This is a genomic window from Ideonella azotifigens, assembly GCF_021043325.1.
Taxonomy (GTDB): domain Bacteria; phylum Pseudomonadota; class Gammaproteobacteria; order Burkholderiales; family Burkholderiaceae_C; genus Ideonella; species Ideonella azotifigens.
This window is the reverse complement of record NZ_JAJNKD010000020.1, coordinates 89,798-109,170: the sequence shown is the minus strand read 5'-3', so window position 1 is coordinate 109,170 and position 19,373 is coordinate 89,798. Positions and strand designations below refer to the sequence as shown.

The 19,373-nt window shown below is 66.5% G+C and carries 15 protein-coding genes; 9 read left to right on the top strand and 6 right to left on the bottom strand.

Annotated features, from left to right (window positions below; translation table 11 throughout):
- Positions 1-44 precede the first annotated feature (44 nt).
- Complete coding sequence (locus LRH25_RS28265) at positions 45-1,436, top strand: phenylacetate--CoA ligase family protein (protein ID WP_141285544.1); 1,392 nt, start codon at positions 45-47, stop codon at positions 1,434-1,436.
- Between the two features lie 31 nt (positions 1,437-1,467).
- Here the strand turns inward: LRH25_RS28265 and LRH25_RS28260 are convergent, their stop codons facing one another.
- Positions 1,468-4,140 (bottom strand): bifunctional acetate--CoA ligase family protein/GNAT family N-acetyltransferase, encoded by a 2,673-nt coding sequence (locus LRH25_RS28260; RefSeq protein ID WP_231012967.1) that lies wholly within the window; start codon positions 4,138-4,140, stop codon positions 1,468-1,470.
- Positions 4,141-4,347: 207 nt separating this feature from the next.
- Here LRH25_RS28260 and LRH25_RS28255 point away from each other — a divergent pair, with 207 nt between their 5' ends.
- Genes LRH25_RS28255 through LRH25_RS33320 form a run of 3 tightly spaced genes read left to right on the top strand, consistent with a single transcriptional unit; the run spans position 4,348 to position 6,244 of the window.
- A complete protein-coding gene (locus LRH25_RS28255; protein WP_141291035.1) occupies positions 4,348-4,944 on the top strand; it encodes a hypothetical protein in 597 nt (198 codons plus the stop codon).
- An 8-nt stretch (positions 4,945-4,952) separates the two neighbouring features.
- A complete protein-coding gene (locus LRH25_RS28250; protein WP_231012966.1) occupies positions 4,953-5,939 on the top strand; it encodes a zinc-dependent alcohol dehydrogenase family protein in 987 nt (328 codons plus the stop codon).
- Complete coding sequence (locus LRH25_RS33320; protein ID WP_141284660.1) at positions 5,936-6,244, top strand: YSC84-related protein; 309 nt, start codon at positions 5,936-5,938, stop codon at positions 6,242-6,244. Before LRH25_RS28250 ends, LRH25_RS33320 begins: the two co-directional genes overlap by 4 nt.
- On the opposite strand, the gene LRH25_RS28245 is transcribed toward LRH25_RS33320, so the two are convergent.
- Positions 6,193-6,981, bottom strand: a complete 789-nt coding sequence (locus LRH25_RS28245) for a hypothetical protein (RefSeq protein WP_231012965.1) — start codon at positions 6,979-6,981, stop codon at positions 6,193-6,195. The genes LRH25_RS33320 and LRH25_RS28245 overlap by 52 nt on opposite strands.
- A 47-nt stretch (positions 6,982-7,028) precedes the next feature.
- Between LRH25_RS28245 and LRH25_RS28240 the strand changes: the two genes are divergently transcribed.
- The 3 genes from LRH25_RS28240 to LRH25_RS28230 all read left to right on the top strand — a co-directional run bounded on the left by LRH25_RS28240 (position 7,029) and on the right by LRH25_RS28230 (position 11,484).
- Entirely contained in the window at positions 7,029-7,895 is an 867-nt protein-coding gene (locus LRH25_RS28240; protein WP_141284654.1) for a polysaccharide deacetylase family protein, read from the top strand.
- A gap of 122 nt (positions 7,896-8,017) precedes the next feature.
- Positions 8,018-9,154 (top strand): putative glycoside hydrolase, encoded by a 1,137-nt coding sequence (locus tag LRH25_RS28235; protein ID WP_231012964.1) that lies wholly within the window; start codon positions 8,018-8,020, stop codon positions 9,152-9,154.
- On the top strand, positions 9,151-11,484 hold the full coding sequence (locus LRH25_RS28230) for a serine hydrolase (protein WP_211361276.1): 2,334 nt from the start codon (positions 9,151-9,153) through the stop codon (positions 11,482-11,484). The genes LRH25_RS28235 and LRH25_RS28230 overlap by 4 nt, the downstream gene beginning before the upstream one ends.
- Positions 11,485-11,742: 258 nt before the next feature.
- Here the strand turns inward: LRH25_RS28230 and LRH25_RS28225 are convergent, their stop codons facing one another.
- A complete protein-coding gene (locus LRH25_RS28225; RefSeq protein WP_231012963.1) occupies positions 11,743-12,687 on the bottom strand; it encodes an Acg family FMN-binding oxidoreductase in 945 nt (314 codons plus the stop codon).
- Between the two features lie 233 nt (positions 12,688-12,920).
- A complete protein-coding gene (locus tag LRH25_RS28220) occupies positions 12,921-13,136 on the bottom strand; it encodes a DUF3562 domain-containing protein (RefSeq protein ID WP_231012976.1) in 216 nt (71 codons plus the stop codon).
- 337 nt (positions 13,137-13,473) lie between these two features.
- Between LRH25_RS28220 and LRH25_RS28215 the strand changes: the two genes are divergently transcribed.
- Positions 13,474-15,417 (top strand): phosphate transport regulator, encoded by a 1,944-nt coding sequence (locus tag LRH25_RS28215; protein WP_141284646.1) that lies wholly within the window; start codon positions 13,474-13,476, stop codon positions 15,415-15,417.
- Positions 15,414-17,135 carry a PEP/pyruvate-binding domain-containing protein gene (locus LRH25_RS28210; RefSeq protein WP_141284644.1) on the top strand — a complete coding sequence of 574 codons (1,722 nt, stop codon included), beginning with the start codon at positions 15,414-15,416 and terminating at the stop codon, positions 17,133-17,135. Before LRH25_RS28215 ends, LRH25_RS28210 begins: the two co-directional genes overlap by 4 nt.
- Before the next feature lie 21 nt (positions 17,136-17,156).
- Here LRH25_RS28210 and LRH25_RS28205 read toward each other — a convergent pair whose 3' ends face one another.
- Both LRH25_RS28205 and LRH25_RS28200 read right to left on the bottom strand, forming a co-directional pair.
- Positions 17,157-17,381 carry a hypothetical protein gene (locus LRH25_RS28205; RefSeq protein ID WP_141284642.1) on the bottom strand — a complete coding sequence of 75 codons (225 nt, stop codon included), beginning with the start codon at positions 17,379-17,381 and terminating at the stop codon, positions 17,157-17,159.
- Between the two features lie 195 nt (positions 17,382-17,576).
- Positions 17,577-19,139, bottom strand: coding sequence for a methyl-accepting chemotaxis protein (locus tag LRH25_RS28200; RefSeq protein WP_141284640.1), 1,563 nt, complete (start codon positions 19,137-19,139; stop codon positions 17,577-17,579).
- Positions 19,140-19,373: the final 234 nt, after the last annotated feature.

The window sequence follows — 19,373 nt, the reverse complement described above, 5'->3', positions numbered from 1 at the left end:
GGGCCAACATCGCGAAAACAGGATCGGTTCACGCCGAGCACCCGATGACCGCCCCCCTCTTGCCGCCGTTCGATCCCTGGCTCTGGTTTCAGGCTTGCCAGCAGACGTGGCTGGCAACCCTGGACCCGCTGGGCGCGGGCCGCCAGATGCGCGATCAGCGGCTGCGCCACCTGCTGGCCTTCGCGACACGCGAGTCCCCGCTGTATGCCGCGCGTGCGCATGGCGCAAAGGCGCTCGCCGATGTCGATCCGATCAGCAAGCAGCTGCTGATGCAGCACTTCGACAACTGGGCCACCGACCGGCGCATCACGCTCAGCGGAGCCGAGGCGGCAGTCGCATCGGCAGACGGCTGTGCCGACCCCTGGCTGGCGCACTACATGGTGTGGACCAGCTCCGGCACCAGCGGCCATCCCGGCATCTTCATCCAGGACGCTGCCAGCCTGGCCGCGTTCGACGCCATCGACGCCTTGCGCCTGCGCGGCGCGAGCCTGTCGCAACCAGGGCTGGGCACCTGGGGCCTGGGCCGGCGCTTCGCCTTTGTCGGCGCGATCGGGGGGCACTACGCAGGCCATGTGAGCATGGAACGGCTGCGGCGCCTGGTGCCTGCGCCATGGGCGCCGGAAATTCACCTGATCTCGGTGCTGGAGCCTCTGCAACAGATCGCTGAGCGCCTGCAGCGGCTGCAACCGGACGTGCTGATCACCTACCCGAGCTGTGCCACAGCCCTGGCCGCCTGGCAGCGCGAAGGCACGCCGGGGCTGCGGCTTGAAGAGCTCTGGCTGGGCGGTGAACAGCTGAGCAGCACGCAGCGTGAGCTGCTGACCACGGCCTACGGCTGCAAGCTGCGCAACAGCTACGGCGCATCGGAGTTCTATTCGATGGCCTTCGAGTGCGCCCAAGGCCGTCTGCACCTGAACGACGACTGGGTGATCCTGGAGGGGATCGACGCCCAGGGGCGAGCGGTGCCCGTCGGCGAGTTTTCGCACAGCACGCTGCTGACCAACCTGGCCAACCAGGTGCAGCCGCTGCTGCGCTACGAACTGACCGACCGCATCCGGTTTGTTCCCGAACCCTGTCCCTGCGGCTGCGCCTTCCCGGTGATCGAGGTGCAGGGCCGTTCCGACGATGTGCTGGTGCTGCCCGCCAGGCAAGGCGGCACCGTCACCCTGCTGCCGCTGGTGCTGGAAACGGTGATGGAGGAGGAGGCCGGCGTCACGCAGTTCCAGCTGCTGTACCACCAGGATGGCGCGATGGAATTGCGGCTGACCGCCGAAAACGGCGACAACGATCCCAGCAATTCATTCGACCGCTGCAGCCGTGTGCTGAAAGCCTTCTTCGCAAGCCAGGGCGTCGGGCATCAGCGCATCGTTCACGGCGAACAGCCGCCCCTCAGGCAGCGTGGCAGCGGCAAGTTGCGCCGCGTCGTGATGCTGTGAGGCGCGACCTCTTCCGCCTCCCTTGTCGGCCTCAGTTCAGTTCGAGTGAAATGCGCCGAACGCCCGCATCAGGTGCTTCTACGGAAAACCCCAACTCCCGGGCCAGCTGCAACATGCGCTGGTTGTCGACCAGCACCGTGGCCACCAGGCGCTGGACACTGCGAGCGCGCAAGTAGCTGATCAGCTTGTGCATCAGCCGCCTGCCCAGTCCACTGCCCTGAAGGTCCGAACGCACGATGATGCCGAACTCGGCCTGCAGGTTGTCGGGGTCGCACACCGCGCGGACGACACCCAGCGTCTCGTCACCGCCAGCCGCGGCCGGGCCGGTCGCGATGAAGGCCATTTCCCGCCCATAGTCGATCTGCGTCAGGCGGGCGAGTTCGCTGTGCTCGATGCTGCGGCGGCTGTAGAAGACGCGCAGCCGCACGTCTTCCGGGTCCAGCCGCTCCAGGAACGCGCGATGCTGGGCCTCGTCTTCTGGCCGCACCGGCCGCAGGGTGAGTTGCCGGCCTTGCCATTCAAAGGTTTCGACCAGCTCGCTGGGGTAAGGCAGGATCGCGAAGTGCGCTGTGCCACCTGGCGCCGCCGCGCTGACCCGGACCCGCGCGTCCAGCGCCAGCACGCCCTGCGCGTCGGCCAGCAGCGGGTTGATGTCGATCTCGGCAATGCGAGGCTCTGCGGCCAGCAGGTCCGAGATGGCTTCCAGCGCCGCCACCACGGCGTCGAGCTTGGCGGCAGGCACGTCGCGCCAGCCCGCCAGCAGGCGAGCCACCCGGGTGCGGCCAATCAGCGCCAGGGCCAGCGGCCCGTTCAGCGGTGGCAGTGCAATGGCCCGGTCGGCCAACACTTCCACCGCGGAGCCCCCTTGCCCGAACAGGACGACGGGACCGAACACCGGGTCCACGCGGGTGCCCAGGACCAGCGCCAGCGCGTGCGGCCTCTGAACCATGGGCTGCACCGTGAAGCCCGTGACCCCGGCCATGGGCAACAGCTCGGCCACGCGGCGCAGCATGCCGCCGGCAGCTTCGCGCACCGCTTCATCGCTGGCCAGCCCGAGTGCAACGCCGCCCACGTCACGCTTGTGCGAGACCTGCGGCGAGAGCACTTTCAGCACCACCGGGTAGCCGATCAGGCGTGCCGCCTCCACCGCGGCATCGGCCTGGGGCGCCACGACCCTTGTTTCGACGACTGGCACGCCCGCGCCGGCCAGCAGTTGCCCGGCCTCCGGCTCGCTCAGCATCTCCCGCCCCTGGGACAGCACCGCGTCGATCAAGGCCCGTGACAGTGTCCAGTCATGCGCGGGGCGGGCAGCTTGCACTGCCGGTGTCTGAAGCAGTTCCTGCTGGTTGTAGCGGTAGGTTTGCAGCATTGAAAACGCCCGCACCGCTTCCTCGGGCTGGTCGTAACAGGGGATGCCGGCCGCGCGAAAGGTGTTCCGCGCGCCCTGCACCGCCGCGTCACCCAGCCAGCAGCCGAGCAGGCGGCCCGGGGCAAGCTTGCCGAGTGGCGCCAGCGCCGCGGCGATCTCGCCACTGGGCACGATCGCGGTCGGGGCATGCATCAGCAGCACGCTGCCGTTGGCAGGGTCGCCAAGCAAGGTCTTCAGCGCCAGAACATAGCGCGCCACAGGCGCATCGCCCATGATGTCGACCGGATTGCCGTGGCGCCAGTTGGCGGGCAATGCCACGTTCAGCGCCCGCAGCGTGGCTTCGCTCAACGGAGCCAGCGCGACGCCGGCCAGCGCAGCTGCGTCGGCCGCCAGCACGCCGGCGCCAGCGCCATTGCTCAGCAGCGTCAATTGCGCCGGCCAGGGTGCCGCCTGATCGATGGGCTGGCCGTGAAAATGGGCAAGTGTTTCAACGGCAGTGAAAAACTCCTCCAGGGTGTCGACACGCAGCATGCCGGCTCGCCGGATGGCCGCGTCGTACACCAGGTCCGAGCCAGCGAGCGCCCCGGTGTGCGACAACGCCGCCGCCTGGTCATGCGAACGGCCGGCCTTCACCACCAGCACCGGCTTGTTGCGCGCCGCGGCACGTGCTGCGGACATGAACTTGCGGGCCGAAGTGATGGATTCGACATACAGCAGGATCGCACGCGTCCTGGCGTCGCTGGCCAGCCAGTCGAGCAGGTCGCCAAGGTCCACGTCCACATGCTCGCCCAGCGAGATGCAATGCGAAAACCCGATGCCACGGCCATTCGCCCAGTCCAGCACCGCGGACATCAGGGACCCGGATTGCGAGACCAAGGCCAAGTCGCCGGGCTGGGCGCAGGTGTGCGCGAGGCTGGCATTCAGATGTGCATGCGGCGACAGCAGGCCCAGGCCATTCGGGCCGATGATGCGCAGCATGTGTCGGCCGGCGGCCTCCAGCATGGCCCGGCGCATGGCTTCGTCCATCCCCGCGCTGAGCACGACAGCGGCACGCGTGCCGCGAGCACCCAGGTCCTCGATCAGCCTGGCCACCGTCGCGGCGGGCGTGCAGATCACCGCGAGTTCCGGGGCCTCGGGCAGGCTGGCCACATCCGCATAGGCTTCTTCGCCAGCGATCTGGCCGTGCTTGGGGTTGACCGCCCAGCGGGCGCCGCCGAATCCGCCCTGGCGCAGGTTGCGCCAGACCGTGGCGCCCACGCTGGCAGGCCGGTCACTGGCGCCAAACACGGCAACCGAGCGAGGCGCGAACATCGAGTCCAGGTGGCGAATGCTCATGGCAGGCTCGGCGTAAAAGAGAGGCAGACCATCATGCATGTGCCTTGGCCTGCGCGGTTGATGTGCCGCAATGGCCGGCGGAAGAAGCCAGGCGGCTTCGCATCAAGCGTCATTTGAGCGATCTCAACACCGCCTGGTGCGTCGCGCGCCATGCTGGGAGCCAGCCACAGCCGTGTGGCTCCAGTTTGCAATGGAAAGGTCTTCTGAATGGACGGGACGGTCGGGATTCGCAGTGCCGCGCGGGCCATGCTGGCGTCCGCGCTGCCGCTTCTTCTGGCTGCCTGCGGCCACCTCCTGCCCAGCGAGACGCAGCGCACCGCCACTTCGTTCGAAAGTTACGAGGCGGCGGGTCAGGCGCTGCAAGCCGTGGTGCCGTTCAAGACCACGGTGAATGACTTGAAAGCACTCGGCTTCGACATCGCGGACAGTGCGAATGTGAACGTGATCCCGTATCCCGAGTTGGTGGCGCGGCTGGCCCCCCATCCGAACATCGCGCTCGATGAACTCGATCCCGGCATCCGCGCCTGCATCCAGGCACAGATGGCGTGCCGCGCCTACGAGTTCGAGATCGGTGTGCAGCAGCGCCAGCGCGTGGGCGATTTCTGGCGCGATTTCCTGAACTTCAGGCGCCTGACAGAAGTGAGCGGCTGGCATTTGCGTGCGCTGCTGGTCATTCGGAGCGGTGTGGTCCTGTTCTCCAACTTCGGCGGCGAGCCTCGCGTGGCTCGCTCGGAACTGCGGGTCAACCCGCTGGGGCCATTGCAACCGTCTGGCGAAGCAGCCGGTGCAATCCTGACCCGCTAGGGCCACACATGCAAGCCATGGTGCTCCACGGGCCTGGTCAGCCGCTGCGGCTGGTGCAAAGGGTCGATCCCGAACCGGGGCCTGGTGAGTTGCGCCTGCGGGTCGAGGCCTGCGCGGTCTGCCGAACAGACTTGCACATCGTCGACGGCGAGTTGCCGGTGCCGCATTGGCCTGTCGTTCCCGGCCACGAGATCGTCGGCATCGTCGAGCGCGTTGGCAGCGGGGTAGCGCTGTCGCTGCTTGGGCAACGCGTGGGCGTGCCCTGGCTGGGCCACGCTTGCGGCTGCTGTGCCTATTGCGCCCGCGGCAGCGAGAACCTTTGCGATGCACCGCTATTCACCGGCCACGGCCGCGATGGCGGCTTCGCCACCCATGTGCTCGCCGAGGCTGCGTTCTGCCTGCCCTTGAGCCTGCCGATGGCGCCAGCGCAAATGGCCCCCTTGCTGTGCGCTGGCCTGATCGGTTGGCGCACGTTGCGCAAGGCCGGTGACGATGCAGCTCGCATCGGCATCTATGGCTTCGGTGCCGCGGCGCATCTGGTCACGCAGGCCGCGCTGGCGCAGGGCAAGGAAGTGCTCGCATTCACGCGGCCGGGGGATGCCGCGACGCAGCGATTCGCGTTGTCGCTGGGCGCAAGCTGGGCTGGCCCGGCCGACCAGCCCCCGCCGACGCCACTGGACGCGGCGCTGATCTTCGCGCCGGCAGGCGAGTTGGTGCCGCAGGCGCTGGCGGCCGTGCGCAAAGGCGGCCGGGTGGTCTGCGGCGGGATCCACATGAGCGACATCCCCTCATTCCGCTATCGGCTGCTTTGGGAGGAGCGCCAGCTGGTGTCGGTGGCCAACCTGACCCGCGCCGATGCCCATGAGTACCTTCGTTTTGCAACGGCGCATCCACCCCAGGTCCAAACCACCGTCTACCCTCTGGCGCAGGCCAACGAAGCTCTTGCCGATCTGCGCGCCGGCCGGCTGCAAGGCGCTGCCGTCCTGTTGCCCTGAGTCTTCGCTGGCCGCCACCGTGGGGGCCGCCGGCGCAGCGTCCCGAACCGAGAACGGTTCTGCAGTCTGAAAAGGCCTTGAACTCGGCTTACAAGACCAGCGCCAAGCTGGGAGTGGATGCCACCGTCGCGCTTGGTACGAAAGGTGGAAGGCTGGCGGCAGCCGGCATCGACCTGGTCCTGTATTCGAAGATCAAAGGAGTGTTTGCCGGTGTGGCCGTGGACGGCCTGTTGCTGAAAGGATTCACGAGCGGCTACTTGACCTTGCCGAGGGCGACTCGGAACTCCTCGAGCTTGGCTTCGTAATGCTCCGCTTCTCCATAAGCGAGGAAGCGGTTGTAGCGCGCGTGAGTTCCCAGGATCTTGTGCGCATGCTTGATGGGGCAGAAGTACTGCTCGGTGCGGGCGACGATCTCGCGCAGGTAGGCAACCAGCCCGTTTGCATACTCGCAGTAAGTGCAGTGAAACTTCTCGATGAAGTTCAGGTAGCCGAGGTGGCGCCTGTCGTACACGAGGTAGTCGCTGCGCCGCACCTTGGCGATGCCGTAGATCGGGAAGCACGCCCACTGATAGAAGCTCACGAACAGATCCAGCATCAGCAGCGGTATCGCCATGCCGTAGATGATCGGGCCGGTGATCAGGTTCTGCGGGCGGTTGGTCACCAGCCAGCGAAAAAAGCCGGTCTTGAGCTTGCGGTGTGCCACCTTCACCGAACTCTCGAACTCCACCCGCTTGCCGTTGATCCGGAAGAACATGCGACTTTCCTGCTCGTGCACGGCCGTGCGCAGTTCTTCCTCGAGGCCCGCCATCTGGGCCAATATCTCGGCGATTCGACTATTCATGGTGCAAGCATAGTCGCGCCCCCCCGAGGGCGGGCATGCGCGTACAAAGGTCGCGCGGCCAAGCTGCTGATCGAAAGCCCTTGCGGCTGATCGCCGGGGGCTGCGTTCTGGTTCGCCAGCCAGCAGGCCAACATCGGCACCTGTTCCCACAAGCGCGCAGCCGAGGCTGCCGCTCAGCCGGCGTGGCTTCGCGATCTGCATTGCGGGCGATCAAGGTCGCACGGCCTGGGTGGCTGCAAGCTGCGCCCATGATCACTCCAGCACGAGCGCCTGAGAACCAAGCCACATCGAAGGCTGGCCGTGCCATCGACCGCACACGTCGCGCGCTCACGTGCACGCTCGTCGGTTCACCGCTGGTCGGTCGAGCGGCGGCCGCCGCACCCGCAAAGACACAGCGGGTTCCGATCCTCGTGTTTCACCGCTTCGCAGAGACCATGGCCGACAGCATGACGCTGCGGATCGCAAACTTCGAGTCGCAGCTGCGCATGCTGGAGAGCCGGAATTGCCACGTCATCCCGCTGTCTGATTGGGTCGCCTGGCGGCTCGCGCTGGCCAGCGGCGATGCGGCCCCGTTGCCGGCGCGCGCCGTCGTGCTGACTGCCGACGACGGGCACCGATCGCAATTCGAGGCGATGGCGCCGGCCCTGCGGGAACGCAGCTGGCCCGTCACGCTGTTCGTCTACCCTTCCGCGATCTCGAATGCCAGCTATGCAATGACCTGGCCGCAGCTCCGCGAGCTGGCTGCCGACCCGCTCGTCTCCGTTCAATCGCACACCTTGTGGCATCCGAACCTGGTTCGCGAGCGCGGTCGCATGGCGCCCCAAGCCTTCCGCAGGTTTGTAGCCGACCAGTTGACCCGCTCGCGCGACACGTTGGAGCAGAAGCTGGCACACCCCGTCACCTTGCTGGCCTGGCCCTTCGGCCTGAGTGACGAAGGTCTGGCGGCCCAGGCCGCCGAGGCCGGCTACCGGTCAGCGTTCTCGCTTGGCAACCGTTCGGCCGGGCCCGCCGATCCACTGTACGCGGTGCCACGCCATCTGATCGTCGACAGCGTGGATGCAAGCCAGCTCGCGGCCCGCCTCGAAGCTGCATTCGCGAACGGGATGGCATCGTGAGGCGCCTGGCGCCCGCTTGGATCGGGCTCGCGATGTGCGTCGCGGCTGCGCAGGCTTGCGCACTCGGAGGCGAGGTCCGGGACGCAGTGTCGGGTCGACCTGTCGCGCTCGCGACGGTTGTCGTGGCCGGCGAAGTCCATGCCAGCGACAGCCTGGGCAGGTTCGAGGTCGATGGCGCCACCGACGGCGCGTCCGTCACCGCGCGTGCCATCGGCTATGCCAGATTCCAGGGCATCGTCGCTTCGTCCGCGCCGCTCGTCATTGCGCTGACGCCGCTGCGACCCAAGGCGCTCTACCTCTCGGTGTACGGCATCGGCAGCGCGACGCTGCGCGGCGACGCGCTCAAGCTGATCGACGAAACCGAGCTCAACGCTTTGGTGATCGACGTCAAGGGCGACCGCGGCTTCGTGCCCTACCGCAGCGCGGCGCTGGCGGCTTCAGGGCTGACGCAGACGCTGGTCACCGTGACGGACATGCCGACGCTGCTGCGGACATTGCACCAGCGCGGCCTCTACCTGATCGCCCGCATCGTCAGCTTCAAAGACGAGCCCTATGCGACCGCCCATCCGGCGTGGGCAGTGCACGATGCCCACGGAAACGTGTGGAAAGACCGCGAAGGCCTGCCATGGATCGACCCGTTCTGCCGCGAGGCCTGGGAGCGCAATCTGGCGCTGGCCGAGGAAGCGGCGGCCCTCGGCTTCGACGAGATCCAGTTCGACTACCTGCGCTTTCCCGATGCCACCGGGCTGGTGTTCTCCGAGCCCGACACCGAAGACCGCCGCGTCGCTGCGATCAATGGATTCCTCGACGCGGCGCAGCACCGCCTGGCACGCTACAACGTGTTCGTCGCGGCCGACATCTTCGGCTACGTCGCCTGGAACAGCAACGACACCCACATCGGCCAGCAACTCGAGGCCATCGTCAAGCACGTCGACTATCTCTCGCCGATGCTCTACCCCTCAGGCTTCTCCTTCGGCATCCCGGGGTACCGCGACCCGGTCGCGGCGCCCCACGAAATCGTGGAGAACAGCCTGCGCCGCGCCATTGTGCGGACCGGCTTACCCGGCCTGCGTTTTCGTCCGTGGCTGCAGGCATTCCGCGACTACGCCTTCGACCGGCGCGCTTTTGGCGAGCGCGAGATCCGCTCGCAGATCGACGGCGCCGACGACGTGGGCACCGACGGCTGGATGCTGTGGAACCCCAACAACCGCTACGGCGAGGGTGGGTTGGAGGCCGACACGCAAGGCTCGTCACCATGAAGCATCGCCGGCTGCGCTGGTGGGCGGCGGTGATTGCGCTTCTCGCGCTGCCTGTTTTGACGGCCGCTGGCGACCTGTCCCGGCAGGACTGGACGCCGATTGACGCTGCAGTGCGCGCACAGATCGCCGCCCGCCAGTTGCCCGGTGCCGTGCTGGTGTTCGGCGATGCCGAGTACATCTGGCTGCGACGCGCCTGGGGCTGGCGTGCGCTCGATCCGCAGCGAGAACCGATGACTGCGGACACCGTCTTCGACCTCGCGTCGCTGACCAAGGTGATCGTCACGACCACAGCGGTGATGCAACTGGTCGAACGCGGGCTGGTGCAACTCGACGTCCCGGCTGCCCGCTACTGGCCTGCCTTTGCCTCACACGGCAAGCAAGCCATCACGGTGCGCCAGTTGCTGACGCACCGCTCGGGGCTGCGTCCCGACCTGGACTTGCGCGAAGACTGGCACGGTTACGCCGCCGCCATGCGGCGCGTGGAGGGCGAATCTCCAGGCGCTGCACTCGGCAAGCGCACGGTGTACAGCGACATCAACTTCATTGCACTCGGCGAATTGGTCCGTCGCGTCTCCGGTCTGCCTCTGCAGGTCTATGCGGAGCGCCACGTACTGGGTCCGGCCGGAATGCGCGACACGGGGTTCCTGCCGGACAGGGCCTTGCGTGCACGCATCGCGCCGACGGAACGCATGGGCGGCGAACTCCTGCGCGGCACGGTGCACGACCCGACTGCCAGGCGCATGGGCGGCGTGTCCGGGCACGCCGGTCTGTTCGGCACGGCCGACGATCTCGCGCGCTTCGCACAGGCCCTGCTGCGCGGCAAACGCCTCCTCGACCGGTCCTCCATCAAAGCCCTTCAGCAGGCCGAGGGGGATCCGAACGATCCGGACGGCGTGCGGGGCATCGGCTGGCAGTTGCAGGCGCCGCTGGTGGCCAATCGCGATGACCTCGAACCCAAGGGCCTGCTCGGGCACACCGGCTACACCGGCACGGCCCTGTGGATCGATCTCGTCCAGGGCCGCTTCATGGTCCTGCTGAGCAACCGGGTCCACCCGGACGGTCAAGGCAACGCCCAACCGCTGCGACGGCAGGTACTGGCCCTGGTGTCCAGCCTTGCGCCTCCGCTGGAAGCGGCGGCGCGGACGAGCCCGCTGCCCACCCTGCGCGTTGCGACCGGCATCGATGTCTTGCGCTTGCAGCGCTATGCAGCGCTGACAGGGCGCCGCATCGGCCTGATCACCCACCTCGCCGCGATCGATGCGCTCGGCTGGCGCACCTTGGATCGGCTGCGCTGGGCGCCCGGTGTGACGCTGGTCAAGCTCTTCAGCCCGGAGCATGGCCTCTACGGTGACGTCGAGGGCGCGGTCCCATCGGGCACCGAACCCTTCAGCGGACTGCCGCTGATCAGCCTCTACGGCGCGGCCACCCGCCCCGGTGTCGCGAGTCTGCAAGACATCAACACCCTGGTGTTCGATGCGCAGGACGTCGGCGCGCGCTTCTTCACCTATGCCTCGACGATGGCGCAGGCGATGGAAGCCGCCGCCGAGCAGGGCATCCGGTTCGTCGTGCTCGATCGGCCCGATCCGATCCGCGCTGATCGCGTCGCAGGGCCGGTGCTCGACCCGGGCCGGGGATCTTTCACCGGGCCGGAAGGACTGCCCGTGCAGCATGGCATGACCGTCGGCGAACTGGCGCTGTGGTTCCGGGACGACCTTCGTGCTCGCCGCGGGCTCGATCTCGACCTGCAGGTCATCACCATGCAGGGATACCAGCGCTCGATGTGGTTCGATCAGACCGGGCTCGACTGGGTACCGCCCTCACCCAACCTGAGGACGCCCACGCAAGCTGCGCTCTATCCGGGTGTCGCCTGGGTCGAGGGCGCGAACTTGAGCGTCGGGCGCGGCACGAGCCATCCCTTCGAGTGGCTGGGGGCGCCCTGGGTGGTCGGCAGCACGCTGGCCGATGCGTTGAACGAGGCCGCACCGCCGGGCCTGCGCTTCACGTCCGTCGACTTCACGCCCGATGCCGGCCCCTATGATGGGCAGCGCTGCCACGGCGTCGAGGTCCGTGTGGTCGATCGCGACACGCTTGATGCTCCCCTTCTCGGCGCACTGCTGGTGAGAACGCTGCACCGCCTGTGGCCCCGCGAGTTCGCCATCGACAGCACCTTGGCGACCATCGGTGCCAGCGCGACGCTGCAGGAACTGACAGCCAGCACCGACCTCGCCACGGTCGCGTCGCACTGGCAGCCAGCGCTGTCGGCATTCCGATCCCGGCGTGGCCACGACCTCCTGTACGAACCGCCGACGCCGCCAATGCTGTCGCGTTGATGCAGATCAGTGCGTCCGCGCGGCTCACGCACGCGCCATTGATCGCACGCAACGGTCTGCGCCATCGGCGCCGCCATCCTCGCAGGCATGGCCTCCGCCACCTTGTTCACGAAGGAACATGACATGGGCGCGCAAACCACCTCGAGCACCCACGACCCAGTGCTTGCCGCCTATGACACCCACACCGCGGCCGGCAAGGCGTTCTGCGCGGCGTGGCTTTCCACCTTGTCAGGTTTGGCAGTCGTCGTGCGGCAGCATTCACCCGAGAATGGCGTCGACCGGCCTGCGCATCGAAAGCGGCATCACCGGGCCCCGGCCAAAGCGCACCACCAGATCCGGCCTCTGGCTGCCCAGGCCGAGCGCTGCAGCGAATTGAGGGCGGAGCGCGCTGACCTCGACTGGCTGATTCACGAAAGCGTTTCGGATGCCGAGCGTGGTGGCCTGAAGCGCGAAACGCTCGTAGCAGCGCCCTGCCTCGATCCAGTGCACCCTGTCGTTCGCCTCGGAAACAAACACGGCCAGGCCTGCAGAATTCCGGAGCTGCCTCGCATAGCGCTCGTTCTCGGACTCCGGCGTGAAAAACAATCCCATCAGAGGACTGGCCAGCCAGCGCGGCAAGACCGGGGAGCCCGTTGTGCCGGAGAAAAGACCATCGCCCGATCGTTGCGCCTCGGAAGCACTGAAGCGGATCCAGGACTTCAGTTCGGCAACGAAGGCGGCGTCGGCCATCTGCGCGCTGTTCGCCTCGATCACGTAGGCCAGAACATTTTCCATGGCGAGGCGTTCTGTCAACAGCATCACCCGCACCCCGTTGCCCGTCCCTGCCCGTTCCAAGCGCCGGAGATCGTCGTTTGAAATCGGTTTGCCGTCGTAATCGCCACGGGTGCATTGCCGCTCGGTGATGGCCCGGAACAGCGGCGTGATGGAGGGCTTCGTGGCTTCAAGGTTCACGGCGATGTCGTCCGGACTCGCCAGGTCCTTGCGGACCTCAGCCTGCAGCCCGGCGGCAAGTGCTGCATGCGTCAGGTTTTCAACAGCGCAGCCCAGAGACACGTGGAGATGATGGTCGTCGGGGTCGACGGCCGGGCAACGTCGCGACAGATCGGGCGCGATCACGATGGAACGTTCGTTCACGCGGAATTTCCAGCATTGCGTGTTGTGGCTGGATGGTGCGAGCGACGCGAAGCGCACCAGTTCGCGCATCAGGAAGGCATGGTCAGCCGGGCTGCTGGCAAGCGGTCGCCGCAAGCTGCGGGCGTAAGCCTGCTCGCCCGCGCTGTCTGAACATGCGACCAACGCTGGCGAGAGCGCGCCACAACTCAACGCACCCAGCAAGAAGTGTCTGCGCATCGGCGGCACAACATGTCGGGGAGATGAACGCAGAGACATTGAACCCGGCACTCGAATTGGTCTCAAGTAGCAAGCCCCGCCCGTCTTTAGGAATCTCCGACAGGCCCGAACAGGTGACGTCGATCAAAGGTTTCCAGCACGTTGCGAATCGCGAAGATGTGGAGGTACTTCGTGATGCGAGCACCCAGCGCAAGTTCGGCTCGCGCCCCTTCGTAGAGATTGGCCATCTCCGTGACCGAAATGTGACATTCCAAGGCCAAGGACTCGACGATCCGAGACTGATCAGGTTGCAGCAGATTCATGTTGGGCACGGTGACTCCTCGACTCGACATTGGTTCATGAAAGTGGCACACAAGGCCCTGCGGCAATCGTGCGGCACGGCACAAAGATCTTGACAGATCAATCAGGCATCTCAATGAACGGACCCAATGTAGTCCGCAAGCAAATTCGGCGAGTTGCCCGGCATCAAGATCGGGAGTGGTCGCAATGCGCCATCGACTATCGACATGTCAAAGGCGGCGGTGCGGGCCGCGCGATTGCGCTGCGTCAACTCCGGTGCGCAGGCTGCGCCGCCCTGTCATGCAAGCGTCATTCATCAAGCCAAGACTGGCCCCACCCCAGGCTTCATGAATCGAACCCATGCAAAAGACTCAAGCGCTGACCGCTCTCGGACAGCAACGGCTGATGCTGCCGGCATGGGTCAAGGCGGCGCTGGCCGCCAATGACCGCCTCAAGGTCTACCTCACGGTGCTGCAGACTGCTGCAGCACATGCATCTCACCCCAATCGCGACCTGCCCGACCTGACAAAGGAAATCGCCGCGACCACGTTGGAAGCCGGTTGGTTGATGGGAGTCATTGCGGTCGCGACGCGGGTTGACGATTCGCTGGCACTTCCGGAGTTGCCAAGGCTGATCAAGGGCCTTGAAGACGACCTCACGACCATGGCCCGACCGGTGCTGGAGAGCGTCCCCGCTGGCGAGCAGACACATGTCCGTGTCGAGCACTGGCTGGCCTGGCTCCGGGACCTGCCCGCAGACCGGCTCGCCGACGCGCAGGTCGACGCTCTCACCCGCGGCCTGCGGGGTGAACAGGACAGCCTGCACCTGCTGGTGATGGATTTGCACAAGCAGATCAACAAACTGTCGGCCGAGCTGGCCAGCGAGGTCATCGCCGGTGCCAACGCGTGGGAGCTGCAGCCCGGAGATCGCCCGCGAGTGGCTGCCTTCATGCGGGGCCTGAATCGCACGTCGGAATTGAAGTTCGACCACCCGGGGTTGGACACGGTGGCCACCCGAGACGGCGAACGCCTGCTGATCCAGAACGACATCGGCACCAATGATGCGCACGTGCTGGTACTGCAGGTGACCGGCTGCGTGATCACCCTGACCTATTCCGACCTGCACCCGGCGCGCTTCGAATTTTTCCAGTCGATGCTGGCGCCGCTGGGGGCGGCATGGTCGGAGCGGGTGTCTCGCACCGACGCCGAACTGAACCAGGGCCTGGCCTATACCGTGGGCACGGCCAGCTTTGATTGCGCTGATGATGCGGCAGTCGAGGCCGCGCTGGAGGGCATCGGCTCGCGCATCGTCTTCCTGATCGACTGGAACCGTGCGCGCAAGCGCCTGCGCGCCTTCGTCGACAAGCAAGCCGCGATCACGGTGCTGGCCGACGCCGCCAGGCTCGACGTCGGCCACCGCGCCTGGCTGCAGGTGGGTGGCGAAGGGCTGATTTTCGCCGCGATGCAGGCCGTGGGCGAAGGTGCATTCCGCATCGGCGACCGGCTCGATGAAGTCATTGGGGCAGCCGATGCGCACAGCTTCCTGGTCGCGGTAATGCGGCTGGCGTGCGACGCGCTGCACCGTGGGCAACCGGTCGCGCTGGTGGCCGACGAGACGCGCATGCTGCTGGCGCGGCATGTGCGCCAGCGCAGCAGCGAATTCGACCTGCTGGCCGAACATGCCGCCTACTGCGAGACGCTGGCTCAAGCGATCGGCGACGCGCTGGCGCACGGCGCAGAGCGTTCGGCCAAGGCGGCAGCCGAACTCTCGGCGCGCGCCAAGACATGGGAGCGCAGGGCAGACGAGCTGGTGATGCAGGCACGAGAGAAGGCTGAACGCCAGCCCCGCTGGCGGCCCGTGGCCTTGCTGGTGGCGCAGTCCGACGACGTGGCCGATGCACTCGAAGAAGCGGCCTTCCTCATCAGCCTGATCGCCGACGGCCACCTCAAGGGCTGGAACGACGAGGTTCGCAAGGTGCTCGGGCGCCTGGCCACCAGCGTGCGGCAGGCGACACAAGATCAGGTCAAGGCACTCGCGATCGCACGCACGCTGGGTGCCGGCAGCGAGGCGGCCGACAACGACGCGTTCCTCAGGGCGACATGGCGGGTCGTGCAGGCCGAGCAGGCATGTGACGCGCTGCTGCGCGACGCGCGGCGCGAGATGCTTGCGGCCATCCAGGACGCACCCTCGCTGATGCTGGCCAACGACCTGGCATGCACGCTGGAACTGGCATCCGACCGATTGCTGGTTGCCGCTTACGCGCTGCGCGACCTGGTGTTCGGCACCGCCGGGGTGCGCGAATGAAGTCGCAAGCCGTCCATCTCGGCAAGCACCGCCAAGCCTTGGACCATCCCTTCCCAAAGGGCCCGGAAGTTGCGCCCTCAAGCAGGCCGACGGTTGCGCTAGAGCAGTCGCCAGTGCTTCCACCCGAGGTCTACCTGATCGGATGCGGCCACGACACCACCCATACGGCTCAGGGGTCGGCACAGCGCATGGGCTTCAAGGCCTGGAACCTGTTGCGCATGGCCGGCCTGTCCCTGCCCGTGCCCCCAGCCTTCGTGCTCGGCACCCACTACTGCGTGGACCCCGCAGCACGCGCCATGAGCGCCCACCCCGATGTGTGGCGAGCGGGGCTGCAGGCGCTCGAACAGGCGACCGGCCTGACCCTGGGAGATGCCCGCCGGCCGCTGCTGCTTTCGGTGCGCTCCGGCGCGCCGGTCTCGATGCCAGGGATGATGGAAACGCTGCTGAACATCGGGCTTTGCGACCATACCGTCGAAGGCCTGTTGCGCCAGACCGGCAACCCCCGCCTGGTTTGGGATGCCTACCGCCGCCTCGTCGCCAGCTACGGCGAGGTGGTGGCGGGGCTGCCGGCACTGTGCTTCGAGGAAGTCGCCGCGGCGCTGCTGCAAGGGCGGGACGAACGCTTGCTTGACTTTGCAGATCTGCGCTGGCTGACCCAGCGCTTTCTGCAGGTCTATGCCGAGCATGCCGGACACCCCTTCCCTCAACAGCCGACGGCGCAACTCGCTGGCGCCATCGAGGCGGTGTTCAGCTCCTGGCAGTCCGCCAAAGCGCAGGCGTACCGGCGCCTGAATCACCTCGACGATGCCATCGGCACCGCGGTGACGGTTCAATGCATGGTGTTTGGCAACGCCGGTGGCCGGTCGGGCGCAGGCGTCGGCTTCACGCGCGACCCTGGCAGTGGCGCACCAAACCTGTGGGTGGACTTCCTGTTCGACGCGCAGGGGGAGGACGTGGTGTCAGGGCGCCGCAGCGCACACGGACACGACGAGCTGGCAACCGTCCTGCCGGAGGTCTGGCAGGCACTCAACGATGCGACACAACAGCTTGAGCATGCCTTTGGCGACATGCAGGACTTCGAGTTCACCGTGCAGGACAGCCGCCTCTTCATGCTCCAGACGCGCGCCGGCAAGCGAACGCCACAAGCCGCAGCGCGCATTGCACTCGACTTGCTCGACACGGGGCTGATCGAACCCGATGTGGCGCTCGCCCGCACGGCAGGGCTGGATCGCCAGGCGCTGGCGCAAACGCACGTGGTGGCATGCGACGGCACCCCCTTGCGGCCTTTGGGGCACGCCGCCAGCGCCAGCAGCGGTGTGGCGGTCGGCGAGATCGCGCTGGATGCGGCGCGGGCCCTGGCCCGTCACGAAACAGGCATCCCTGTCGTGCTGGTGCGCCGTGACGCGGACACCGCCGACATCGCGGCGCTCGAATCAGCCACCGGCCTGCTCACGCAACGAGGCGCCCGCACATCGCATGCGGCCGTGGTCGCCCGGCAACTGGGCAAGGTGTGCCTGGTCGGCTGCAGCGAACTGCAGATCGACGAGACCGCGCGCACGGCGAAGGTCGGCGACCAGATTCTGCACGAGGGAGACCTGCTCACCCTCGATGGAAACGACGGAACCTTCTATGCCGGCAAGTCGCAGGTTGAGGTCACCTTTCCCGAAGCACTGCTCGCACGTCTGGGTGCATTGCGGCGAGGAAGTCAAATCGGCTGAAAAGCAAGACCGGGTGCCGTATCAAACGGCTGCGACGACGAAGGACCGCCAGCGGCTTTCGAAGGTGACAGCCTGTTCGGGATGCAGGGGCCCCACCTGCAATGGCCCGCCAGCGGGCCCCAGGAACTGGAAACTCATTCCCTCTTGCTGCAGATAGGCCAGCAAGAAATTGCGCAAGGGGTCCCCCTCGCTGATGTGCACTTCATACGACCAGCGGTCGCCCTCGGCCCGGGTCAGGATGCGCATCACGGTGCCCCTATGTTGCATTGCAGCAATGATGCACGATGCTCACTCCCTTCCGGCGGAAAGGACTATTCTGAATCGACGGTGCCGCTTTGGCCTGACCTCCGGTCTCGCCTCACCGCCGGATGTCTCGTTTGCGGGCAAGTTGTCTCTGAGACAGCCACCTGGCATTCCCATTCAGCACTGGCACCGTTCTCCTCACGCAGGATCGGTCATTTCCAGCTTGAACTGCGCCACTGTTTCGACAAGTTGTCCCGCCTGGCTTTTGAGGCTGCACGCGGCTGCCGCCATCTCCTCTACGAGCGCAGCGTTCTGCTGGGTACCAAGATCCATTTGCACCACAGCTTGATTGACCTGCAAGACCCCCGCACTCTGCTCCGTACTGGCGGCACTGATCTCGCTCATGATGTCCGTGACCCGCCGGACGCTCGTGACGAGTTCGGCCATGGTGCTGCCCGCCTGGCCGACGAGCTTGTTGCCTTCCTCGACGCGACCGACGCTCTCACCGATCAGGCTCTTGATCTCGCGGGCGGCCTCGGCAGATCGGCCCGCAAGGCTGCGCACCTCCGCAGCCACGACGGCAAATCCGCGACCTTGCTCACCCGCCCTCGCGGCCTCCACCGCTGCGTTCAGCGCCAGGATATTGGTCTGGAACGCGATGGAGTCAATCACACCAATGATGTCGACGATGCGCCTGCTCGCTCCATTGATGCCATTCATCGTCTCCACCACTTGCGCGACGACGCTGCCGCCGCGCGCGGCCGTCTCGGAAGCATTCAGTGCGAGCAGATTGGCCTGGCGCGCGTTGTCGGAGTTCTGCTGCACTGCGGCGCTGAGCTGCTCCATTGACGCCGCAGTCTCCTCCAGTGCGGCCGCCTGCTGCTCGGTACGAGCGGAGAGATCTTGGTTGCCCTGCGCAATCTCCGCACTGGCGGTGGCCACGCCCTCGGAGCCCGCGTGGACCTTGCCAACCAGGCTGCGCAGGCTGTCCTGCATCGACTTGATTGCGTGCATGAGGCTGGCGCCATCGCCCGCCTTGAGGCTGACGTCGACGGTCAGGTCACCTTGCGCAATGCGCCGCGCGACGCCGGCGGCATCGTCCGGCTCGCCACCCATCTGCCGCAGCAAGCTGCGGGTGATGACCAGGCTGACCGCCATCAGCACGGCCGCCAACAACGCCGCGCCCATCAGTGCGCCAACAATGCGCCGCTGGACCACCGAGTCCACGCTGTCGACGTAAACGCCGGATCCGATCACCCAGTTCCACGGGGTGAAGGCCTTGATGTAAGTGACCTTGGGCATCGGGGCATCACTGCCGGGCTTTGGCCACATGTAGCTGACGAAGCCCTCGGCCTTCTCCTTCGCGATCTTGTTCATCTCCACCGTGAGCAGCTTGCCGTTCGGATCCTTGAGCCCCGAAACATCGGTTCCATCGAGCGAGGGATTGGTGGGGTGCATCACCATCCGGAGCTGGGTGTCCTGGATGAAGAAGTACTGATTGCCGCTGTAGCGCAGGCTCTTGATGTCTTCGGCAACTCGGCGCTTCGCCTCGGCCTCGCTCATCGCGCCTTTGGCCGCCTGGTCCCGATAGTGCGCGAGCAGCCCGTAGGCGGTCTCCACGGCTTGCTTCACGCCGAGTTGGCGTTCCTCCATGATCAGGCTGCGCTCGGTGAAGAGGAATGTCGCGACGAGCAACGCAATGCCGAGCAACGCACTGCCGATCAACAATCCGAGCCGCTTGGAGATGGTGAGTTTCGACATGTTCAGATTCCAACAAATTTGATGACAACAGCGTGGGAGGATGGCTGGACGAGCTTGATCGGTTCAGGTCACCGTGTGTGGGGCCGTGCGTGAGCCGGGATCGCTCTCTGCGTTCTAGAGAACACGGTGGAGTCGATTTGCAGCCATGCCGATTGAAGTGCGGTGGTCTCACCCGCTATCGACCAGGAATCCGATTGGCATGAGGGAGCACAGCCGCAGACAAAGCGGTTTGGC